The sequence below is a fragment of the Pseudotenacibaculum haliotis genome, assembly GCF_042684245.1.
GTDB lineage: Bacteria > Bacteroidota > Bacteroidia > Flavobacteriales > Flavobacteriaceae > Polaribacter > Polaribacter haliotis_A.
On record NZ_JBHULH010000003.1, the window covers coordinates 466,751 to 485,992 of the forward strand.

Below are 19,242 nucleotides of genomic sequence, written 5' to 3' on the forward strand. Positions count from 1 at the left end.
ATTGTTTTTCCTCAAAGGATAGACGCAGTTTTTAAGAAATAGTTGTCTGAACAAAAAAAGGACTGCCTTATCAGACAGTCCTTTGTGTTTTCTATGAGTGTTTTTTTTAGTCTCTGCTACCTAGTATTTGCAGTCCCCAATATACCAGTGTTGCTAAAGACCCAATGGCAGCTACCAAATACGTTCTGGCTGCCCATTTTAAAGCATCTTTAGATCCTTCATATTCTTGTTGACTCACCATGTTTTTATTCTTAAGCCATGCCAAAGCTCTGTTGCTGGCATCATATTCTACCGGAAGCGTAATAAAGCTAAAGATGGTTGCCAATGCCATCATTCCTAGACCTATTAAAGCAATGATAAATCCAATTCCATTGTTTCCCGAAGCTGCTCCAAAACCAATTCCAATAATTACCAACCAGAATGAAAAATTAGAAGAAATGCTAACTACAGGAACAAGCTTTGATCTCATGGTTAACCAATCGTAAGCTTGAGCATGCTGTACTGCATGACCAACTTCGTGAGCGGCAACAGCTGCCGCAGCGGCATTACGTTGGTTGTATACCCCCGCACTTAGATTTACAGTTTTGTTCTTTGGATTGTAGTGATCCGTTAACATCCCGGGAGTAGAAATAACCTTTACGTCAGAAATTCCGTGATCTGCCAACATTTTCTCTGCAATTTCGGCACCACTCATCCCATTTCTCAAGTGTACTTTAGAGTATTTTTTGAATTTACTTTTTAATTGATTACTAACAGCTGCACTTACCAATGCAATAGCTCCTAGAAGTATGTAAAAACCTAACATTTGTATTTATATTTTTATAATTGATAATCGATTTTTGTTTGATACTTTTACATCACAAAGTATTCCATTTGAATTTACCATCAAATTAATGACAAAATGGCAAAAAAACGAAATATCTTATTGATCTATACAGGAGGAACGATTGGAATGATAAAAGATTATGGTTCCAATGCGTTAAAAGCGTTCAACTTCTCACAAATCTTAGACAATATCCCCGAATTAAATCAACTGGATTGTAATATAGAATCGATTTCTTTTGATGAGCCCATGGACTCCTCAAATATGAATACAGATTTTTATATTCAGATTGCTGAAACTATTGAAGAGAACTATGAGCAATTTGATGGATTTGTTGTGCTAACCGGATCGGATACCATGTCGTATATTTCTTCGGCCATTAGTTTTATGCTTGAAAATTTACAGAAGCCAGTAATTTTTACCGGTTCTCAGTTGCCTATAGGATATTTAAGAACAGATGCCAAAGAAAATCTGATCACTTCTATAGAGATTGCTAGTGCATACAATAATGATAAGCCTATTATTAGCGAAGTGTGTTTGTATTTTGAATATAAATTATATAGAGCTAACAGAACAACGAAGTTGAGTGCCGAGCAATTTGAAGCTTTTACCTCAATGAATTACCCGCCATTGGCAGAAAGTGGAGTGCATTTGCATTTTAATGAGAATTTGTTGTTAAAATCTAAAGGAGATCAATTGATCGTTCGAAAGAACTTAGTAACAGATATTGCTATCTTAAAATTATTTCCGGGAATATCTGCCAATGTGATTAGTAGTATTTTAAATATTCCCAATTTAAAAGGAGTAGTTTTAGAAACTTATGGAGCTGGAAATGCACCTACAGAAGATTGGTTTATAGAATTGCTTTCAGAGGCAATAGAAAAAGGAATACATATTATTAATGTAACCCAATGCTCAGGAGGATCTGTAATTATGGGGCATTATGAGACAAGTACTCAATTAAAACAAATAGGAGTTATTGGCGGTAAAGATATTACTACAGAATCGGCAGTAGCCAAATTGATGTATCTGTTAGGTATAGGGCTGGAAAAAGAAGAGTTTGCACACTATTTTCAGGAATCTTTACGTGGAGAAATTTCAAATTTATAATGAAATTGTTAAATCTTTTTGTTTTTGATACCTCTGTATATAAATACTTTTTAAATTTTTTTAAGAAACCAACTATTTTTTGTTACTTGCTCTCCGCAATCTAAGAAAATCTCATATTGGCGCGATTTTTGAACGATTTGAACGTCATAAGGGGGGAGACTTTTTGCAAGTAAAATTTATATCTTTAACCCGTTAACTATTAAAAATTAATTATAACAACGATGAAAAAAGTAGTAAATGTCCTAACAATTACAGGATTTATGTTTTTTGGAGCTATTCAGTCAACTTTTGCTCAAGAGGCAGCTGAACAAACTTTTCACCAAATCTTAAAACAACGTTTTATTGAGGGTGGACCTTCCTTCATGGGGATTGTACTAGTTGCTCTAATTTTAGGTTTAGCAATCGCTATTGAAAGAATTATTTATTTGAACATGGCTACAACTAACACTAAGAAATTAGTTGCTAGTGTAGATGATGCATTAAGCTCTGGAGGAGTAGAAGCTGCAAAAGAAGTTTGTAGAAATTCAAAAGGACCAGTTGCATCTATCTTTTACCAAGGTTTAGATAGAGTAGATGAAGGAGTAGAAGCTGCAGAAAAAGCTGTAATCGGATACGGTGGAGTACAAATGGGATTATTAGAGAAAAACGTTTCTTGGTTATCTTTATTTATCGCATTAGCACCGATGTTAGGGTTCATGGGAACTGTAATTGGTATGATTGAGGCATTCGATAAGATCGCTGTAGCAAATGATATCTCTCCTGCAGTAGTAGCAGATGGTATTAAAATTGCATTATTAACAACAGTATTCGGTCTGATTGTTGCGATTATTCTTCAAATTTTCTACAATTACATAGTATCTAAAGTAGACAGCATCGTAAACAGTATGGAAGATGCATCTATCACATTAATCGACTTATTAGTGAAATACAAAAAATAGTTAAAATAGTTAGTAATTATGAATAATAATAAATTATCAAAAGTACTTACTATTGTAGCTGTTATTATAGCGTTAATAGGTGCTTTTTTCTACATCAGAATATTAGGCGCTGGTGATGAGGCTATAGAAACAACTGCCGATCTTCAAAACTCGATTATCTCACCGTTTGTAACGATAACGGTTGTAGTTCTTGGGATCACAATTTTGGCAGCTGTAATTTCATCTATATCCAGCTTAGTTAAAAAGCCGGAGCAATTAAAAAAGACCCTTTTAAGTATTGGAGCTTTAGGTGTTGTTTTGGTGATTTCTTACTTCTTACACGATTCTGCTGAAGTAGTAGATGCTTCAGGGAAAGTATTAGATGGAGGAGCTGCTGGGGAAACTTCTAATGTTTGGTCAAGCACAGGAATTTGGTTTAGTATCATTCTTGGAGCTGTTGGACTAGCATTATTCCTAGTAGATATGGTAAAAAGTTTAGTAAAATCTTAAGATTATGGCAAGAAGAGATATTCCAGAAATTAATGCCGGTTCGATGGCCGATATTGCTTTTCTGTTATTGATTTTCTTCTTAGTAACCACAACAATGAATGTTGATTCAGGAATTTCTAAGAAGTTATCAGAAAAGCCACCACCAGATTATAAGCCACCAATTATCAAAGAAAAGAACATCTTTGAGGTAAACATCAACAGAAACAATGAACTGTTGGTAGAAGGTGACTTGATGGACATTAAAGATCTAAGACAAGCTGCTATCGATTTTATTGATAACGGTGGAGGTATTGGAAAACCAGGAGAAGATGGTACGCCAGGTCAACCATGTGATTATTGCGAGGGAGATAGAAGCGAGTCTTCTTCAGATCACCCGAACAAAGCAATTATTTCGGTGCAAAGTGACCGTGGTACAGAATATGGCACGTATATTGAGGTACAAAATGAGTTGTTAAGAGCTTATACGGTCCTTAGAAACAGATTAGCTCAAAAACGTTATGGTATGTCATACCAAGAGTTGGAAAAAGCTTACAAAGACAGTCAACGTCAAGATGAGGATCTGAAGAAAAAAGTTGAAGATATCAAAACAAGTTATCCTCAAATTATTTCTGATGCCGAACCAACTTCTGCTAATTAATTTAAAAACGTAAACAGTATGTCTAAATTTAAAAAGAAGAAGAAAGGTGTACCAGCAGTAAACACGGCAGCTTTACCGGATATTGTTTTCATGTTGTTATTCTTCTTCATGGTAACAACTACCATGAGAGAGACCAACCTTTTGATTGATAACCCTAGACTTCCTAGTGCAACTGAGATCAAAAAGTTAGAACACAAGAGTTTGGTAAGTACCATTTATGTTGGAAAAGCTAAAGACGCTAAGTATGGAACTGGATATAACGTAATCCAATTGAACGACAAGATCGCTTCACCGGATGATGTTCCAGCATTCATCTTCAGAGAAAGAGAAACTGTTTCTGAAGGAGAAATTCCATTCATGACTACATCGATCAAAGCAGACAGAGAAGCAAGTGTTGGTATTATTACTGACATTAGATTGAAGCTTAGAGATGTAAATGCATTGAAACTAAGTTACTCTACCAATACGGGTGTAGAATAACTAAGAAATAATACATCATGTTATAAAAAAGGGGACTCCATTACGAGTTCCCTTTTTATTTTTTACTAGATTGAACAATATTATACGTCAACACAAAGTTGTACTTTTGAGTGAATTGTTATTTTCAAATGAAGAAAATCCTTTTTTCCCTTTTTCTAGCAATAGCTAGTTTTGGCTTTGCACAAAAAGATTCTTTACAATTGGGCGATCGCTATGCAGAAGATCAGCTCTATTTTCTTATTTCTTACAATCAATTATTCAATCAACCAAGCCAGGTAAAAGGAAGTGGATTCTCTTACGGACTCTCCTCAGGTTTTATTAAGGATATTATCTTGAACAAAGAAGGTAGCATTGCCCTAGGATTAGGAGTTGGATATGATTTTGATTCTTTTAATCATGGATTAAAGGTTTCTCAAGTAAATAATGAAGTAACCTTTGAAATAGACAATACGCTTACCTCTAACAAACTTTCAATTCATAGTTTAGAATTCCCTTTAGAACTTCGTTGGAGGAACTCTAATGCCAACAAATACCGTTTCTGGAGAGTATATGCAGGGATGAAAGTAAGTTATAACCTGTCGAATACTTTTAAGTACAATAACGGAACACAGTCCTTTTCTTTTCGAAATGTTTCCAGATTCAACAAGTGGCAATACGGTCTTACTTTATCTGTGGGATATGATGCTTTTACAGCTCATATGTATTATGGATTAACACCTATATTAAAAGACTCATCAATAGGAACTACAGACATCTCTACAAAGATTATCAGAATAGGACTGATCTTTTACTTACTGTAAATAAAAAACCACCAAAGCAGGCTTTGGTGGATCAATTAATTTATCAATTTAGATTAATGACAATGTGGTCCTTCTGGATCAGGGATTTCATCATAATGACTGTAACATTGATAACAATAGCATGAATGGTGTGGCCCACACTGGGTTCCATCAGAAGCATCAGCACAAACACTTGGGTCAACTCCTCCTTCCCATCCTCCGGAAATAGATTGCAATTGTTGTTTTTGTAAGATAGAAGCACCTTCTATCTTTAGAAATTCTTTTTTCATAATAAAGATTTAAAATAGATTGATAAATCCTTACTTTTTTTAAAATGCTAAGGTGATACATTTATCTTCGCGAGAGATGCTTAAAGGTAAGAGAAAAAAAGAATCTCTCTATTTTTTTAACACTCTTTTACAAAAGAAGAAAAATTGCAAGCTGACTTAAGATTCCAATGGAAAAACCAAAAACAAGCTCTTTAGGAGTATGTGCCTTTAAATAGAGTCTGGAACTAGCCAACAACCCTGAAAGTAAAATGAGGACCATAACAATGGGCATGAGCGATGCATAGTAGAGATTGGAAATAATCAAAAAGAAACTTACCGCATTTCCCATAGAAACTAAATGAAGACTAGATTTTAACTGAAAGGAAAAAAGGAAGTAGATGATTATTAAGCTCAGTGAAGTTCCGTAAAAAAGGAAGCCCAAATCTCTAAGAGTTGGCAATTCTGCCAAAGTATTCCCTAATAAGTAAAATAACACGATCATAAAGATCACGGGAAACCTACGTTCTTTGATGGTCTTTACTTGAAAATCTTCAATAAATCCTAATGATTTTAAAACAATTAGTGCTAGTAATGGAATCACATAGGTAATTCCAAAGACCAGGGCCAATAAGAGAAGCTGTTGCTTTCTGTTGATGGACTGAGAAACAAAAGAGAAATACAATAAAACTCCTAAAGTAGGAACTACAATAGGGTGTAGTAAGGTAGATATGACCTTATGAAACCTCATTAGATCTCTTTTCTTAATCTAGCTACAGGAATGTCTAACTGCTCTCTGTATTTCGCAACAGTTCTTCTGGCAATAGGATACCCTTTTTCTTTAAGAAGTTGAGAAAGTTTTTCATCTGTTAGAGGCTTCTTTTTGTTTTCTTCACCAATAACAGTTTCTAAGATCTTTTTAATCTCTCTGGTAGACACATCTTCTCCCTGATCATTTTTCATTGATTCTGAGAAGAATTCTTTAATCAATTTTGTTCCGTATGGAGTAGAAACATACTTGCTGTTGGCAACTCTAGAAACGGTAGAAACATCCATGTCTATTTGATCTGCAATATCTTTTAAGATCATTGGTTTCAGCTTTCGCTCATCACCTGTCAGGAAATAGTCATACTGATAGTGCATGATGGAATTCATTGTTACCAAAAGTGTTTGTTGTCTTTGCTTAATAGCATCAATAAACCATTTGGCAGCATCTAGTTTTTGCTTGATAAAAAGAATAGCATCCTTTTGAGACTTGCTCTTTTCTGATGATTCTTGATACCCTTTTAGCATATTGTTGTACTCCTTAGAAACATGAAGTTCAGGAGCATTTCTTGCATTCAATGTAAGATCTAACTCACCATCTAAGATGCGAATAGTAAAATCCGGTACAATTTGTTCTGCGATTTTATTATTCCCCGCATACGAACTCCCTGGTTTAGGATTCAGTTTTGAGATCTCTGCTATTACAGCTTTCAACTGCTCTTCAGTAATATCAAACTTCTCCAACAATTTTCTATAATGCTTCTTCACAAAATGATCGAAAGCAGTTTCTAAAATGTCAATAGCAAGATTACGAGATACGTCTTCTTTTTTAACTTTTAACTGAATGATCAAACACTCTTTTAGATCTCTGGCTCCAACACCAATAGGGTCTAAAGTTTGTACCACTTTGGTTAAAAGAGTTTCAACTTTTTCTTCAGTTGTAAAGATGTTTTGAGTGAACGCCAGATCATCTACAAGATCGATAAGGCTTCTTCTGATATAACCGCTATCATCTATGCTTCCCACCAAGAACTCAGCGATCATGCGCTCTTCTTCATTAATTCTGAAGGTGTTCAGTTGATTCTTTAATGATTGATGGAAGGTAGTTCCGGCAGCATAAGGAATATGCTTTTCATCATCATCAGATGAATAGTTGTTGGTTTGAGTCTTGTAATTAGGAATCTCATCATCACTCAAGTACTCATCAATATTGATGTCTTCTGCATCTATTTTTTCAGTTCCTTCATCATCATACTCATTGCTTAATGTATCATCAAAGTTATCAGGTTCTTCTTTACCGGTATCCAACGCGGGATTCTCCTCAATTTCCTGTTTTAGACGTTCTTCAAAAGCCTGAGTTGGCAATTGAATTAATTTCATCAACTGAATTTGTTGAGGAGATAATTTTTGTAAAAGTTTTTGTTGTAAACTTTGTTTAAGCATATGATTAAAGATACAAAAAGAAGACCAAGATTAAAACTCGGCGTTCTGTGGTGTTCTTGGGAATGGAATCACGTCTCTGATATTACCCATTCCGGTTGCAAACTGTACCAGACGTTCAAAACCAAGACCAAATCCTGAGTGAACAGCTGTTCCAAATTTACGTAGGTCTAAGTACCACCAAAGTTCCTTTTCTTCAATTCCCATAGCGTTAATTTTTTCTTTTAAAACATCTAAACGCTCTTCTCTCTGACTTCCTCCAACGATCTCTCCAATACCCGGGAACAAAACATCCATGGCTCTTACCGTTTTTCCATCATCATTCAAACGCATATAAAATGCTTTGATAGATGCCGGGTAATCAAACAAGATCACAGGACATTTAAAATGCTTTTCTACTAAAAATCTTTCGTGCTCAGATTGTAGATCAGCACCCCATTCGTTAATTGGGAATTGGAATTTCTTCTTCTTATTAGGTTTAGAGTTTCTTAAAATATCAATGGCTTCTGTATAGCTAACTCTCTTAAAGTTGTTGTCTACTACAAAACGTAGTTTTTCTAACAATCCCATCTCGCTTCTTTGAGCTTGTGGTTTCTGACTTTCCTCTTTTGCAAATCGTTGATCTAAAAAGGCAAGGTCGTCTTTACAGTTTTCTAAAACATAAGCCAATACAGACTTAATAAAATCTTCAGATAGATCCATATTTCCGTCAAGATCCATAAAAGCTACCTCTGGTTCAATCATCCAAAACTCTGCCAAATGACGAGTAGTGTTAGAGTTTTCTGCTCTAAATGTAGGACCAAACGTATATACCTTTCCTAAAGCCATAGCATAGGTTTCAGCTTCTAACTGACCCGATACGGTTAGGTTGGTTTCTTTTCCAAAGAAATCTTGAGAATAATCTATTTCACCTTCTTCAGTTAATGGAGCTTTGTTAGCTTCAAAAGTGCTTACACGAAACATCTCTCCGGCACCTTCTGCATCAGACCCTGTAATAATAGGTGTATTTACATAGTTAAATCCATTTTCCTGGAAATACTTGTGTACAGCAAAAGAAAGTGCAGAGCGCACTCTCATTACAGCGCTAAATGTGTTTGTTCTTACACGTAAATGTGCATTTTCACGTAAGAACTCCATACTGTGTTTTTTAGGTTGAATAGGATATTCGTCAGGATTTGAATCACCTAAGATCTCAAGTTCAGAAACCTGAATTTCTACAGATTGTCCTTTTCCTTGGCTTTCTACCAAAGTTCCTTTGATACTTACAGCAGCTCCCGTAGTGATTCTTCTTAATAGTTCTTCGTCTGTATTTTCAAAATCGACAACACATTGAATATTATTGATAGTAGATCCGTCATTCAAAGCAATAAAACGATTGCTTCTAAATGTTCTTACCCATCCTTTCACCGCTACTTCCTGTAAAAATAAATCCGATTTCAATAATTCGGCAACGCTACTAACTGTCATTTTTTTATGATTCAAATATTGATGTTGCAATTCCTTTTGATCCTAAACTCAATTCAGGATCTTATACAAAGGCACAAAGATACTTTTTTGACACAAAATGAGCAATGAAAGCAGGAAGTAATAAAGTTAAGATGTTGTTAGAAAACTATTTGTTCTGTTCTTCTTGCGGTATGATCTTAATAGCCGGCTCTTTAAATACTTTCTTATTGGCAATCTTGTCTTCAAAAGTCAATAATAAAGAAGGCAATAATAAAAGATTAGACACCATAGCAAAAAGCAAGGTAATAGAAACCAATCCTCCTAACGCAATGGTTCCTCCAAAACTAGAAACAGTAAAGATCAAGAATCCAAAGAACAATACAATAGACGTATAGAACATACTAACTCCGGTCTCTCTTAAAGCGGCGTATACAGATTTTCTAATAGCCCAGTTGTTGGCAATTAACTCCTGTCTGTATTTTGCTAAGAAGTGAATGGTGTCATCTACAGAAATACCAAAGGCTATACTAAATACCAGAATAGTAGATGGTTTGATAGGAATGTCAAAGAATCCCATTAACCCTGCAGTAATTAAAAGAGGCAACATGTTAGGAATAATAGATATCAAGATCATTCGGAACGAACGGAACATCCATGCCATAAATAAAGAAATTAAGACAATGGCTAATGATAATGAGAAAACCAAATTACTAATCAGGTAGTTTGTTCCCTTTAAGAAAACCAATGCTTTTCCGGTAAGAGAAACGGCATATCTTTTTTCTGGAAACTCTTTATCTATAACTTGCTGTAAACGCTCTTGAATACCATCCATTTTATCGGTTCCAATATCCTTCATAAAAGTTGTAATTCTAGCGTACTGACCTGTAGAATCAACAAAGTTATTTAACATATTGGCATTTCCATCAGAGTTTCTCGTATAAGCAAAGATGTAACTCTGTTCTTGAGACGATGGAAGCTGGTAATATTTTGGATTTCCTTTGTAATAAGCTTGTTTTGAGTATTTGACCAAATTAACAATAGAGATCGGTTTGGAAAGCTCAGGGAAAGACTCAATTTCTTCATTGATCTTTTCCATACGCTTTAAGGTAGAAAGTTTCATTACACCTTTTTCTTTTTTGGTATCGATCAATATCTCTAAAGGCATAATTCCGCCAAACTCTTCTTCAAAGAACTTAATGTCTTTGTAAAAGGCTTTTCCTTTAGGCATATCTTCTATCAAACTTCCGGATACTCTAATTTGGTATAATCCTATAATCCCTAAAATAATTACGGCAACAGTGGTAATGTATACGGCAATTCGTTGCTCACGTACCATTTTTTCCATCCAATTCACTACATTTTCCATCCATCTTCTTTCCAAGTGGTTCAAATGTTTTGGCTTAGGTGGAGCCATAAAGCTATAAACAGTAGGGATGATCAATAATGCCAAAATGAAAATACTAATGATATTCAAAGAGGCTAGAATACCAAACTCACGAAGCAACTGACTTTTTACAAAAACGAAAGTAGCAAAACCTGATGCAGTAGTAATATTGGTCATCAATGTAGCATTTCCAATCTTGGTAATTACTCGTTGCAAAGCTTTGGCTTGTTGACCGTGTTTTTTAATTTCTTGCTGATATTTATTGATCAGGAATACGGCATTAGGCACACCGATAACAATGATTAACGGAGGGATTAATGCTGTTAATACTGTGATCTCATAACCTAGCCAGCCGATGAAACCAAAGGCCCAGGTTACCCCAATAGTTACTACTAAAAGTGTAATGAATGTAGCTCTGAATGAACGGAAAAAGAAGAAGAAGATCAAGGCAGTAATTAACAAAGCGCCTGCCACAAACAAACCAATTTCATCTACGATATTCTGAGAGTTTAAGGTTCTGATGTAAGGCATTCCAGAAACACGAACGTCTAATCCGGTTTCTTCTTCAAACTTCTTTATAGTAGGTTCTAGATATTCAAAAACAAAAGCTTTTCTCACAGGTGTGTTTACAATCTCTTTATTGATGTACACTGCTGTTTGAAGTGTTTCTGTTTCTTTATTATATAGTAGGTTATCGTAAAAAGGTAGTTTTTCGAAGAGTTGTTTTTTTACCTCATTTACCTCCTCTTCGGTCTTAGGCATATCTTCATAAAGAGGCTCAAGAACAAACTGTCTTTTCTTACGATCGGCTTTTAATTTTTTGACATCCGCAATAGATAGAGTAAAATCTACTTCATTTAAAGTGTCTAGAGATTTTGCTAACTGATTCCAAGCGTTAAACTTTTCCGGAGTAAAGACAGTAGAATCTTTTATTCCTAGAATGATTAAGTTTCCTTCTTCGCCAAAGATGTCCAGAAACTGATCGTACTGAACATTAACCTCATGGTTTTCCGGTAATAGATTAGCTTCTGTATATGAGAATCTCATATACTTCATTTGTGTAACTAAGAAAGCTGTAAAGGCAGCTATAAGTATGAGTACCAGATATCTATTTCGTAAAATAAGGCGCGATACTCTAGACCAGAAATCCATTCAAAAATTTTTTGCAAAGGTAGTTATTTGTAGCAAAAGCAAGGCATAAAAAAAGAGTGCATTTTGCACTCTTTTGCTATATTTTCTACAGACTATTTTAAACAGTCATGATCTCTTTTTCTTTTACAGAAAGCATTTCGTCTGCTTTTTTTACATAAGAATCTGTTAGATCTTGAATATCTGTTTCTGTATTTTTCTTCATATCGTCAGAAACATCCAATTTCTTTATCTCATTATTGGCATCTTTTCTGGCATTTCTAACCCCCACTTTAGCATGCTCAGCTTCAGCTTTTGCTTGCTTAGCAAGGTCTCTACGTCTTTCTTCAGTTAAAGGCGGTACGTTAATGATAATGCTTTCTCCGTTGTTCATAGGATTGAAACCAATATTAGCAATCATGATCGCTTTTTCAATTTCTTGAAGCATTTGCTTTTCCCAAGGTTGTACACTAATGGTTCTTGCATCTGGAGTGTTTACATTGGCAACTTGACTCAATGGTGTTTGAGAACCGTAATAATCAACCATAATGTTTGCTAACATTGATGGCGATGCTTTACCAGCTCTAATACTTCTTAACTCTTTTGCCAAATGATCTAATGCATTTTGCATTTGCTCTTTAGCTGAATCGACAATAAATTCTATTTCTTCATTCATGCTTGAAAATCTTTCTATTGATTAACGATTGTACCTATTGGTTCTCCAGAAACTAATTTAAGTAAGTTTCCTTGTTTGTTCATATCAAATACAATAATAGGCAATTTGTTCTCTTCACTCAAAGTAAAAGCGGTCATATCCATTACTTTTAACCCTTTGTTAAGAACATCTTTATAGGTAATTGTATCATATTTGACAGCGTTTTTATCTTTTTCAGGATCAGCATTGTAGATTCCATCTACACGAGTTCCTTTCAAAATTGCATCTGCATTGATCTCAATAGCTCTCAACACTGCCGCAGTATCTGTAGTGAAATACGGGTTTCCTGTTCCTGCTCCAAAAATAACAACTCGTCCTTTTTCTAGATGACGATTTGCTCTTCTTTTGATATAAGGCTCGGCCATTTCTTTGATCTCAATAGCAGTTTGTAAACGTGTATAAATTCCTTCGTCTTCCAAAGCACTTTGAAGTGCCAAACCGTTGATACAGGTTGCTAACATTCCCATGTGATCACCTTGAACACGATCCATACCATTGCTAGCTCCGGCAACTCCTCTAAAGATATTACCACCTCCAATTACAATGGCTAACTCGATTCCCAAGTCAACAACTTCTTTAATTTCTTTCGCGTATTCTTTAAGGCGTTGAGGGTCAATACCGTATTGTCTTTCGCCCATTAAGGCCTCTCCACTTAACTTTAAAAGGATTCGTTTGTACTGCATAGTTTTAAAAAGTTGAGCAAAACTAAGCATTTTTTTTGGTTTTTTAGGAAGGGCTGTAAATATAAAAACCCCGCTATATAGCGAGGTTTTTGTATTGAAAATCGTTTTGCTTATCCTAAAGCAACACGTTTAAATCCAGTTACTTCAACATCGTTTCCAATAGTTTTCACGTATTGAGAAACGCTTTGTTTACTGTCTTTGATGAATGCTTGATTCACTAAAGTATTGTCTTTAAAGAAACGTTTGATCTTTCCTTTAGCAATGTTATCTAACATAGCTTCTGGCTTACCTTCTGCTCTTAATTGATCTTTAGCGATCTCAATTTCTTTTTCGATTACAGATGCATCAACACCGTCTTCGTTTAAAGCAATTGGGTTCATTGCAGCAGCTTGCATAGCAACATCTTTTGCAACTACAGCAGCACCATCAGCATTAGAAGAAAGACCTACAATTGTAGCGATCTTGTTTCCTGCGTGAATGTAAGAACCAACAAACGGAGCTTCAACAACCTCAAATGCATTGATGTCTAATTTTTCTCCGATAACACCTGTTTGCTCAATTAATTTATCAGCAACAGTCATTCCTCCAAAGTCAGCAGCTAAAAACTCTTCTTTTGAAGCGTAGTTTAATGCAACATCAGCTAATTCGTGAGCTAAGCTTACGAAGCTTTCGTTCTTACCAACAAAGTCAGTTTCACATCCTAATACAATAGAAACACCTTTTGTATTGTTTGCGTTTACTTTAGCAATAGCAGCTCCTTCTGTAGATTCTCTATCAGCTCTTTTAGCAGCTACTTTTTGACCTTTCTTACGTAAGATCTCGATTGCTTTATCAAAATCTCCTTCTGCTTCAACCAATGCTTTTTTACAATCCATCATTCCGGCACCGGTTGTTTTTCTTAGTTTATTTACTTCTGCAGCGGTTACTTTAACCATTTTTTGTTTTCTTTAAAAGATTTATAATGAATTATTTTTCTTCTGTAGTTGCCTCAGCTTTTGGCTCTTGTTTAGCAGCCTTTTCTGCTTCAACTTTTGCTTTCTCTTTGTCTGCCTTTCTATCAGCTAAACCTTCAGCGATTGCACCAGTTACATAGCTTAATACTTTGTCGATAGACTTAGAAGCATCGTCATTAGCTGGGATTACAAAATCTACAGGTCTTGGATCTGAATTTGTATCTACCATTGCAAAAATTGGAATGTTCAATTTTTGAGCTTCAGCAACAGCAATGTGCTCTTTCTTGATATCTACAATAAAGATCGCTCCCGGTAAACGAGTCATATCAGCAATAGAACCTAAGTTCTTTTCTAATTTTTCTCTTTGACGGTTGATCTGTAATTTTTCTCTTTTAGACAAAGCGTCAAAAGATCCATCTTGCTTCATTCTATCAATAGAAGCCATTTTCTTTACAGCTTTTCTGATAGTTACAAAGTTTGTTAACATACCACCTGGCCATCTTTCAGTGATGTAAGGCATGTTTACAGCTCCTGCTTTTTCAGCAACGATATCTTTTGCTTGCTTTTTAGTTGCAACAAATAAAATCTTTCTTCCAGAGTTTGCAATTTTTTGCAAAGCTTTAGAAGCGTCTTCAATTTTTGCAGCTGTTTTATACAAATCGATGATGTGAACACCATTACGCTCTGTATAAATGTAAGGAGCCATGTTTGGGTTCCACTTTCTAGTTAAGTGACCAAAGTGTACTCCGTTGTCTAATAATTCTTTAATGTCTACGTTTGCCATTTTAATGTTGTTTACTTTCTGTTACTAGCAATACCTAAGTAGTCTTTCGAGTCTCAGATATTTAGATGCTAAACTGTTATTTAAAAATTGATAACAGCTCCAGAAACGAATATTAACGTTTCGAGAACTGGAATTTCTTACGAGCTTTCTTCTGACCAAATTTCTTACGCTCAACCATTCTTGGGTCACGAGTCAATAATCCTTCTGGTTTTAAGATTGCTTTGTGTTCTTCATTAATAGATACTAAAGCTCTTGTAATTGCCAAACGAATTGCTTCAGCCTGACCAGTTACACCACCACCGTATACATTTACTTTAATATCGTAAGCATTTACGTTATCAGTTAATAATAAAGGTTGTTGAACTTTGTATTGTAAAGTTGGAGTTGTAAAGTAGTTTTCAAACTCTCTTTTATTGATCGTAATGTTTCCTTTTCCTTCAGAAACATAAACACGGGCAACAGCCGTTTTTCTTCTACCTATTTTGTGTACTGTTTCCATTATTTAAGATCGTTTAAGTTAATAGCTTTTGGAGCTTGAGCATCTTGTTTGTGCTCTGCACCAGCATATACATATAAGTTTCTAAATAAAGCGCTACCTAATTTGTTTTTTGGTAACATTCCTTTTACTGCTTTCTCTACTAATCTAGTAGGGTCTTTTTCAAACATTTCTGTTGCAGTTAACGATCTTTGCCCACCTGGATAACCAGTGTGACGGATGTACGATTTATCAGTCCATTTCTTTCCTGATAAGTTAATTTTGTCTGCGTTGATAATAACCACGTTATCTCCACAATCTACGTGAGGAGTATAGTTTGGTTTGTATTTACCTCTAATTAGCTTTGCTACTTTAGAAGCTAGACGACCCAACGTTTGCCCGTCCGCATCAACTAAAACCCACTCCTTGTTTACGGTAGCTTTGTTAGCCGATACTGTTTTGTAACTTAATGTGCTCATAATTACACTTTTAGTTTTTGTTCAGATTAATAATAATTTATTTTCCTTTAAAAAGGAGTGCAAATGTACGACTAATTATTTGATTGACAAACTGTAATGCACTGTTTTTGTGCTTGTTTAAAGTAAGAACGAATAGCTTTTTGATTTTTTCGAAAAACAGGTAGGCTTGAGCAATTTTTTACGACCAATTCACTTCCAAAAAATAGACAAATAAACATATGAATACAAAAGAGATCAAATTACCTGTACCTCCTTTTTCGGAAGAAACGGCAAAACAAAAAATACAAATGGCTGAAGATGCATGGAATAGTCAAGACCCAATAAAAGTATCAAAAGCGTACACAGTAGATAGCGAGTGGAGAAATCGTTCTCAGTTTATTAGTGGGAGAGAAGAGATACAGCAATTTTTAGAAAACAAGTGGCAGAACGAGTTGAATTATCAACTGAAAAAAGAATACTGGGCGCATTCCGAAAATAGAATTGCAGTTCGTTTTGAGTATGAATATCAAACCAAAGAAGGAAACTGGTTTCGTGCTTATGGAAATGAAAACTGGGAGTTTGATGAGAATGGACTAATGAGAAAACGATTTGCCAGTATTAACGATGTAGCTATCGAAGAAAAGGATAGAAAACTGGTGTAAACCACTCTATTTTTATACAGAAAAGAAGAATTAACAATACCTTAAGAAAGATGTGTAGTAGATTTGGGTATTTCAATGAAACGAGAATGAGAAAAACAAGTCCCTAAGAAAGTTTTAAGACTATTTTAATTTTTAGCAAGTAAGAGACTGTTACTTTTGCAATCGTTTTAATTATAACAATGAAATCCAACCAAATCCAACTAATTGTTATTCTTTCTTTTCTGTCTGTTATGACAGGTAAGATATACGGACAAGATCTTGTTGTCCCTAAGAAGATATACACCACAAAACCTATTACAAACCCACCAACGATCGATGGAATTTTAGATGATGAAAGCTGGAATACTGTTGAATGGGGAACTGATTTTGTAGAGAAAGATCCTGATGAGGGAACTCCACCAACCTATCAAACACGCTTTAAAATTACCTACGATGCGAAGTACTTGTACGTTGCTATTAGGGCTTTTGATGACGAACCTGAGTTGATTCAGAAAAGATTGTCTAGAAGAGATGGATTTGCCGGAGATAGGGTAAATGTGATCATTGATAGTTACCACGATAAAAGAACAGCCTTTGTTTTTACAATAACAGCGGCAGGAGTAAAAGGCGATGAAATAGCCACAGATAACGGAAACAATTGGGATGCTAGTTGGAATCCGATCTGGTATACAAAAGCAGCTAGTGATGAAAAAGGATGGACCGCTGAAATGAAGATTCCTTTTAGTCAATTGCGCTTTGGTAAATCTAAGGAACAGATCTGGGGATTGAATGTAAATAGGAATTTTTTCAGAAAGAATGAGCGTTCTCTTTGGCAGAGAATTCCAAATACTTCAGCCGGATTTATTAGTGATATTGGAGAGTTGCACGGGTTGTTAAATCTAGAATCTCAAAAGCAATTGGAAATTCAACCTTTTTTGGTAAATCAAATAGATACCTATCAAAAAGAGCCAAACAATCCTTTCAGAGACGGAAATGATTTTACATTAAATGCAGGTTTGGATGCTAAAATTGGAATTACCAATGACCTTACTTTAGACCTTACAGTAAACCCGGATTTTGGACAAGTAGAAGCAGATCCGGGAGCAATTGCTTTGGATGGTTTTCAGATCTTCTTCAACGAACAAAGGCCCTTTTTTGTTGAGAACAAAAATATTTTTGATTTCCGTTTTGCGAATGGTCAAGACAATGTGTTTTACAGTAGAAGGATAGGGCGAAACCCACATGGAAGACCCAATCTATCAGCAGGAGAATTTGCTGACATTCCTTTGAATACTACGATTTTGGGTGCGGCAAAGTTTTCTGGAAAGACAAAGGACGGGTGGTCTATTGGAATCTTAGAAACTGTTACAGGAAATGAATATGCAGAAATTGATAACAACGGTCAAAGAAGAAAAGAGATCGTAGAGCCATTAACCAATTATTTTGTTACTCGAGCGCAAAAAGACTTTAACGATAGAAACAGTTTTATTGGTGGTATTTTTACAGCTACAAACAGAGATGTAAAAGACAATTTCAATTTTTTACACAAGGCAGCTTATACCGGAGGAATCGATTTTATGCATAATTGGAAAAATCGCGATTACTTTATAAGAGGTAATGTTGTAGCTAGCCATGTAACTGGAGATAAAGAAGCCATCTTAGCAACACAAAACTCTATCACCCACTTATTTCAAAGAGTAGACGCAAGCCATGTAGAAGTAGATCCTAATAGAACATCATTAACCGGAACCGGAGGGCGAATAGAAACCGGAAAAGCAGGAGGTGGAAATTGGCGTTATACCGGAGGTTTGATCTGGCGTTCGCCGGAATTAGAACTAAATGATGTTGGGTTTTTACGACAAGCAGATGAAATCCGACAATACTTAAATGTTAGATACTTATGGCAAGTTCCTACAAAAACATACAGAAGAGTAAGTGTTGGAGTGTCTCAAACTTCTACCTACGATTTTGAAGGAAACTACAACCGTATGCAATACGAGTTTAACGGAGATGTGAATTGGGCTAACAATTGGTGGACTGAAGTTGGAGCAGCACACAAACCAAGAATTTATATCAATACTTTTTTACGAGGTGGTCCAAGATGGAGATATTCCGAAGAGAATTTCTTCTTTGTTTTTTCCGGAACTGATCAAAGTAAGAAGTTTAGTGCAGTAGTAGGATACGTAGATAGCAGGGCCAAACAAAACAACTTCCAGTTTAAGAAATATGAAGTTCGATTCAATTATCAGCCGATCAATGCATTAAGTATGTCTTTGTCTACGGAGTTTGAAAAGAATCCGAACAAAACCCAATATGTTACTCAGAGAGGTTTTGGAAATACAACACGATATATCTTAGGAAATATAGATCAGCAAACTTGGAGCACAACTTTGCGTTTTAATTATAGCATCAATCCTAATTTGTCGATTCAATACTACGGGCAGCCTTTTATTTCTAGAGGGCGTTATACAGACTTCAATTTCGTAAACAATCCTACAGCCAAAGATTTAAGTGAGCGAGTTACCTTGTACAATGCAAATCAAATTGCAATGAACAATGGAGTGTATGATATTGATGAAGATATAGATGGAAATACAGATTATAGTTTTAGAAATCCGGATTTTTCATTTGTACAGTTTCGTTCTAATTTGGTTGCACGTTGGGAGTATATTCCGGGGTCAGAGATCTTTTTAGTATGGTCGCAAGGAATTACCGGATTGGATGATCCAAGAAATAGTCTTTCAGAAGCCTTAGAAAATCAAATCTTGAATCAGAAAAAAGAGAATACCTTTTTGATAAAAGTAACTTATCGATTTGTGAAGTAATGCATAAAAAAAAAGACCATTTA

Annotated in this window: 20 protein-coding genes; 8 read left to right on the forward strand and 12 right to left on the reverse strand. The window is 35.3% G+C overall.

Annotation, left to right across the window (positions count from 1 at the left end; genetic code table 11):
• Positions 1–106 precede the first annotated feature (106 nt).
• Complete coding sequence (locus ACFSRZ_RS07835) at positions 107–805, reverse strand: zinc metallopeptidase (RefSeq protein ID WP_379665987.1); 699 nt, start codon at positions 803–805, stop codon at positions 107–109.
• 96 nt (positions 806–901) lie between these two features.
• Between ACFSRZ_RS07835 and ACFSRZ_RS07840 the strand changes: the two genes are divergently transcribed.
• The 6 genes from ACFSRZ_RS07840 to ACFSRZ_RS07865 all read left to right on the forward strand — a co-directional run bounded on the left by ACFSRZ_RS07840 (position 902) and on the right by ACFSRZ_RS07865 (position 5,277).
• Positions 902–1,933, forward strand: coding sequence for an asparaginase (locus tag ACFSRZ_RS07840; RefSeq protein ID WP_379665988.1), 1,032 nt, complete (start codon positions 902–904; stop codon positions 1,931–1,933).
• A gap of 221 nt (positions 1,934–2,154) precedes the next feature.
• On the forward strand, positions 2,155–2,871 hold the full coding sequence (locus ACFSRZ_RS07845; RefSeq protein ID WP_379665989.1) for a MotA/TolQ/ExbB proton channel family protein: 717 nt from the start codon (positions 2,155–2,157) through the stop codon (positions 2,869–2,871).
• 18 nt (positions 2,872–2,889) lie between these two features.
• Entirely contained in the window at positions 2,890–3,360 is a 471-nt protein-coding gene (locus ACFSRZ_RS07850) for a hypothetical protein (RefSeq protein WP_379665990.1), read from the forward strand.
• A gap of 4 nt (positions 3,361–3,364) precedes the next feature.
• Entirely contained in the window at positions 3,365–3,997 is a 633-nt protein-coding gene (locus ACFSRZ_RS07855; protein ID WP_379665991.1) for an ExbD/TolR family protein, read from the forward strand.
• An 18-nt stretch (positions 3,998–4,015) separates the two neighbouring features.
• Positions 4,016–4,477, forward strand: a complete 462-nt coding sequence (locus ACFSRZ_RS07860) for an ExbD/TolR family protein (protein WP_379665992.1) — start codon at positions 4,016–4,018, stop codon at positions 4,475–4,477.
• Positions 4,478–4,605: 128 nt separating this feature from the next.
• Entirely contained in the window at positions 4,606–5,277 is a 672-nt protein-coding gene (locus ACFSRZ_RS07865) for a porin family protein (RefSeq protein ID WP_379665993.1), read from the forward strand.
• A 53-nt stretch (positions 5,278–5,330) separates the two neighbouring features.
• On the opposite strand, the gene ACFSRZ_RS07870 is transcribed toward ACFSRZ_RS07865, so the two are convergent.
• From ACFSRZ_RS07870 to rplM, 11 genes are all read right to left on the reverse strand, one after another.
• Positions 5,331–5,546, reverse strand: coding sequence for a hypothetical protein (locus ACFSRZ_RS07870; RefSeq protein WP_379665994.1), 216 nt, complete (start codon positions 5,544–5,546; stop codon positions 5,331–5,333).
• Positions 5,547–5,673: 127 nt separating this feature from the next.
• Positions 5,674–6,273: a hypothetical protein gene (locus ACFSRZ_RS07875; protein WP_379665995.1), complete on the reverse strand. Its 600-nt coding sequence runs from the start codon at positions 6,271–6,273 to the stop codon at positions 5,674–5,676.
• Positions 6,273–7,730: an RNA polymerase factor sigma-54 gene (gene rpoN, locus ACFSRZ_RS07880; RefSeq protein WP_379665996.1), complete on the reverse strand. Its 1,458-nt coding sequence runs from the start codon at positions 7,728–7,730 to the stop codon at positions 6,273–6,275. Before rpoN ends, ACFSRZ_RS07875 begins: the two co-directional genes overlap by 1 nt.
• A gap of 30 nt (positions 7,731–7,760) precedes the next feature.
• Entirely contained in the window at positions 7,761–9,194 is a 1,434-nt protein-coding gene (asnS, locus tag ACFSRZ_RS07885) for an asparagine--tRNA ligase (protein WP_379665997.1), read from the reverse strand.
• Positions 9,195–9,339: 145 nt separating this feature from the next.
• The gene (locus ACFSRZ_RS07890; protein ID WP_379665998.1) at positions 9,340–11,709 is read right to left on the reverse strand and encodes an efflux RND transporter permease subunit; all 2,370 of its coding nucleotides are present in this window, start codon (positions 11,707–11,709) and stop codon (positions 9,340–9,342) included.
• 97 nt (positions 11,710–11,806) lie between these two features.
• A complete protein-coding gene (gene frr / locus ACFSRZ_RS07895; RefSeq protein ID WP_379665999.1) occupies positions 11,807–12,361 on the reverse strand; it encodes a ribosome recycling factor in 555 nt (184 codons plus the stop codon).
• 14 nt (positions 12,362–12,375) lie between these two features.
• Positions 12,376–13,083, reverse strand: coding sequence for a UMP kinase (pyrH, locus tag ACFSRZ_RS07900; RefSeq protein WP_379666000.1), 708 nt, complete (start codon positions 13,081–13,083; stop codon positions 12,376–12,378).
• A gap of 110 nt (positions 13,084–13,193) precedes the next feature.
• Positions 13,194–14,018, reverse strand: a complete 825-nt coding sequence (gene tsf, locus ACFSRZ_RS07905; RefSeq protein ID WP_379666001.1) for a translation elongation factor Ts — start codon at positions 14,016–14,018, stop codon at positions 13,194–13,196.
• A gap of 31 nt (positions 14,019–14,049) precedes the next feature.
• Positions 14,050–14,820 carry a 30S ribosomal protein S2 gene (gene rpsB, locus ACFSRZ_RS07910; protein WP_379666002.1) on the reverse strand — a complete coding sequence of 257 codons (771 nt, stop codon included), beginning with the start codon at positions 14,818–14,820 and terminating at the stop codon, positions 14,050–14,052.
• A 112-nt stretch (positions 14,821–14,932) separates the two neighbouring features.
• The gene (gene rpsI / locus ACFSRZ_RS07915; RefSeq protein WP_379666003.1) at positions 14,933–15,319 is read right to left on the reverse strand and encodes a 30S ribosomal protein S9; all 387 of its coding nucleotides are present in this window, start codon (positions 15,317–15,319) and stop codon (positions 14,933–14,935) included.
• Entirely contained in the window at positions 15,319–15,774 is a 456-nt protein-coding gene (gene rplM, locus ACFSRZ_RS07920) for a 50S ribosomal protein L13 (protein WP_379666004.1), read from the reverse strand. The genes rpsI and rplM overlap by 1 nt, the downstream gene beginning before the upstream one ends.
• A gap of 218 nt (positions 15,775–15,992) precedes the next feature.
• On the opposite strand from rplM, the gene ACFSRZ_RS07925 reads away from it, so the two are divergent.
• Complete coding sequence (locus ACFSRZ_RS07925; RefSeq protein WP_379666005.1) at positions 15,993–16,415, forward strand: DUF1348 family protein; 423 nt, start codon at positions 15,993–15,995, stop codon at positions 16,413–16,415.
• A 179-nt stretch (positions 16,416–16,594) separates the two neighbouring features.
• On the forward strand, positions 16,595–19,219 hold the full coding sequence (locus tag ACFSRZ_RS07930) for a DUF5916 domain-containing protein (protein WP_379666006.1): 2,625 nt from the start codon (positions 16,595–16,597) through the stop codon (positions 19,217–19,219).
• Positions 19,220–19,242 lie beyond the last annotated feature (23 nt).

Coding starts and splice junctions, on each gene's coding strand:
- ACFSRZ_RS07860 (WP_379665992.1), top strand. CDS start 4,016: ATGTCTAAATTTAAAAAGAAGAAGAAAGGTGTACCAGCAGTAAACACG.
- rplM (WP_379666004.1), bottom strand. CDS start 15,774: ATGAGCACATTAAGTTACAAAACAGTATCGGCTAACAAAGCTACCGTA.
- ACFSRZ_RS07855 (WP_379665991.1), top strand. CDS start 3,365: ATGGCAAGAAGAGATATTCCAGAAATTAATGCCGGTTCGATGGCCGAT.
- asnS (WP_379665997.1), bottom strand. CDS start 9,194: ATGACAGTTAGTAGCGTTGCCGAATTATTGAAATCGGATTTATTTTTA.
- ACFSRZ_RS07845 (WP_379665989.1), top strand. CDS start 2,155: ATGAAAAAAGTAGTAAATGTCCTAACAATTACAGGATTTATGTTTTTT.
- ACFSRZ_RS07925 (WP_379666005.1), top strand. CDS start 15,993: ATGAATACAAAAGAGATCAAATTACCTGTACCTCCTTTTTCGGAAGAA.
- ACFSRZ_RS07840 (WP_379665988.1), top strand. CDS start 902: ATGGCAAAAAAACGAAATATCTTATTGATCTATACAGGAGGAACGATT.
- ACFSRZ_RS07875 (WP_379665995.1), bottom strand. CDS start 6,273: ATGAGGTTTCATAAGGTCATATCTACCTTACTACACCCTATTGTAGTT.
- ACFSRZ_RS07930 (WP_379666006.1), top strand. CDS start 16,595: ATGAAATCCAACCAAATCCAACTAATTGTTATTCTTTCTTTTCTGTCT.
- frr (WP_379665999.1), bottom strand. CDS start 12,361: ATGAATGAAGAAATAGAATTTATTGTCGATTCAGCTAAAGAGCAAATG.
- rpsB (WP_379666002.1), bottom strand. CDS start 14,820: ATGGCAAACGTAGACATTAAAGAATTATTAGACAACGGAGTACACTTT.
- pyrH (WP_379666000.1), bottom strand. CDS start 13,083: ATGCAGTACAAACGAATCCTTTTAAAGTTAAGTGGAGAGGCCTTAATG.
- tsf (WP_379666001.1), bottom strand. CDS start 14,018: ATGGTTAAAGTAACCGCTGCAGAAGTAAATAAACTAAGAAAAACAACC.
- ACFSRZ_RS07850 (WP_379665990.1), top strand. CDS start 2,890: ATGAATAATAATAAATTATCAAAAGTACTTACTATTGTAGCTGTTATT.
- ACFSRZ_RS07835 (WP_379665987.1), bottom strand. CDS start 805: ATGTTAGGTTTTTACATACTTCTAGGAGCTATTGCATTGGTAAGTGCA.
- ACFSRZ_RS07870 (WP_379665994.1), bottom strand. CDS start 5,546: ATGAAAAAAGAATTTCTAAAGATAGAAGGTGCTTCTATCTTACAAAAA.
- ACFSRZ_RS07865 (WP_379665993.1), top strand. CDS start 4,606: ATGAAGAAAATCCTTTTTTCCCTTTTTCTAGCAATAGCTAGTTTTGGC.
- rpsI (WP_379666003.1), bottom strand. CDS start 15,319: ATGGAAACAGTACACAAAATAGGTAGAAGAAAAACGGCTGTTGCCCGT.
- ACFSRZ_RS07890 (WP_379665998.1), bottom strand. CDS start 11,709: ATGGATTTCTGGTCTAGAGTATCGCGCCTTATTTTACGAAATAGATAT.
- rpoN (WP_379665996.1), bottom strand. CDS start 7,730: ATGCTTAAACAAAGTTTACAACAAAAACTTTTACAAAAATTATCTCCT.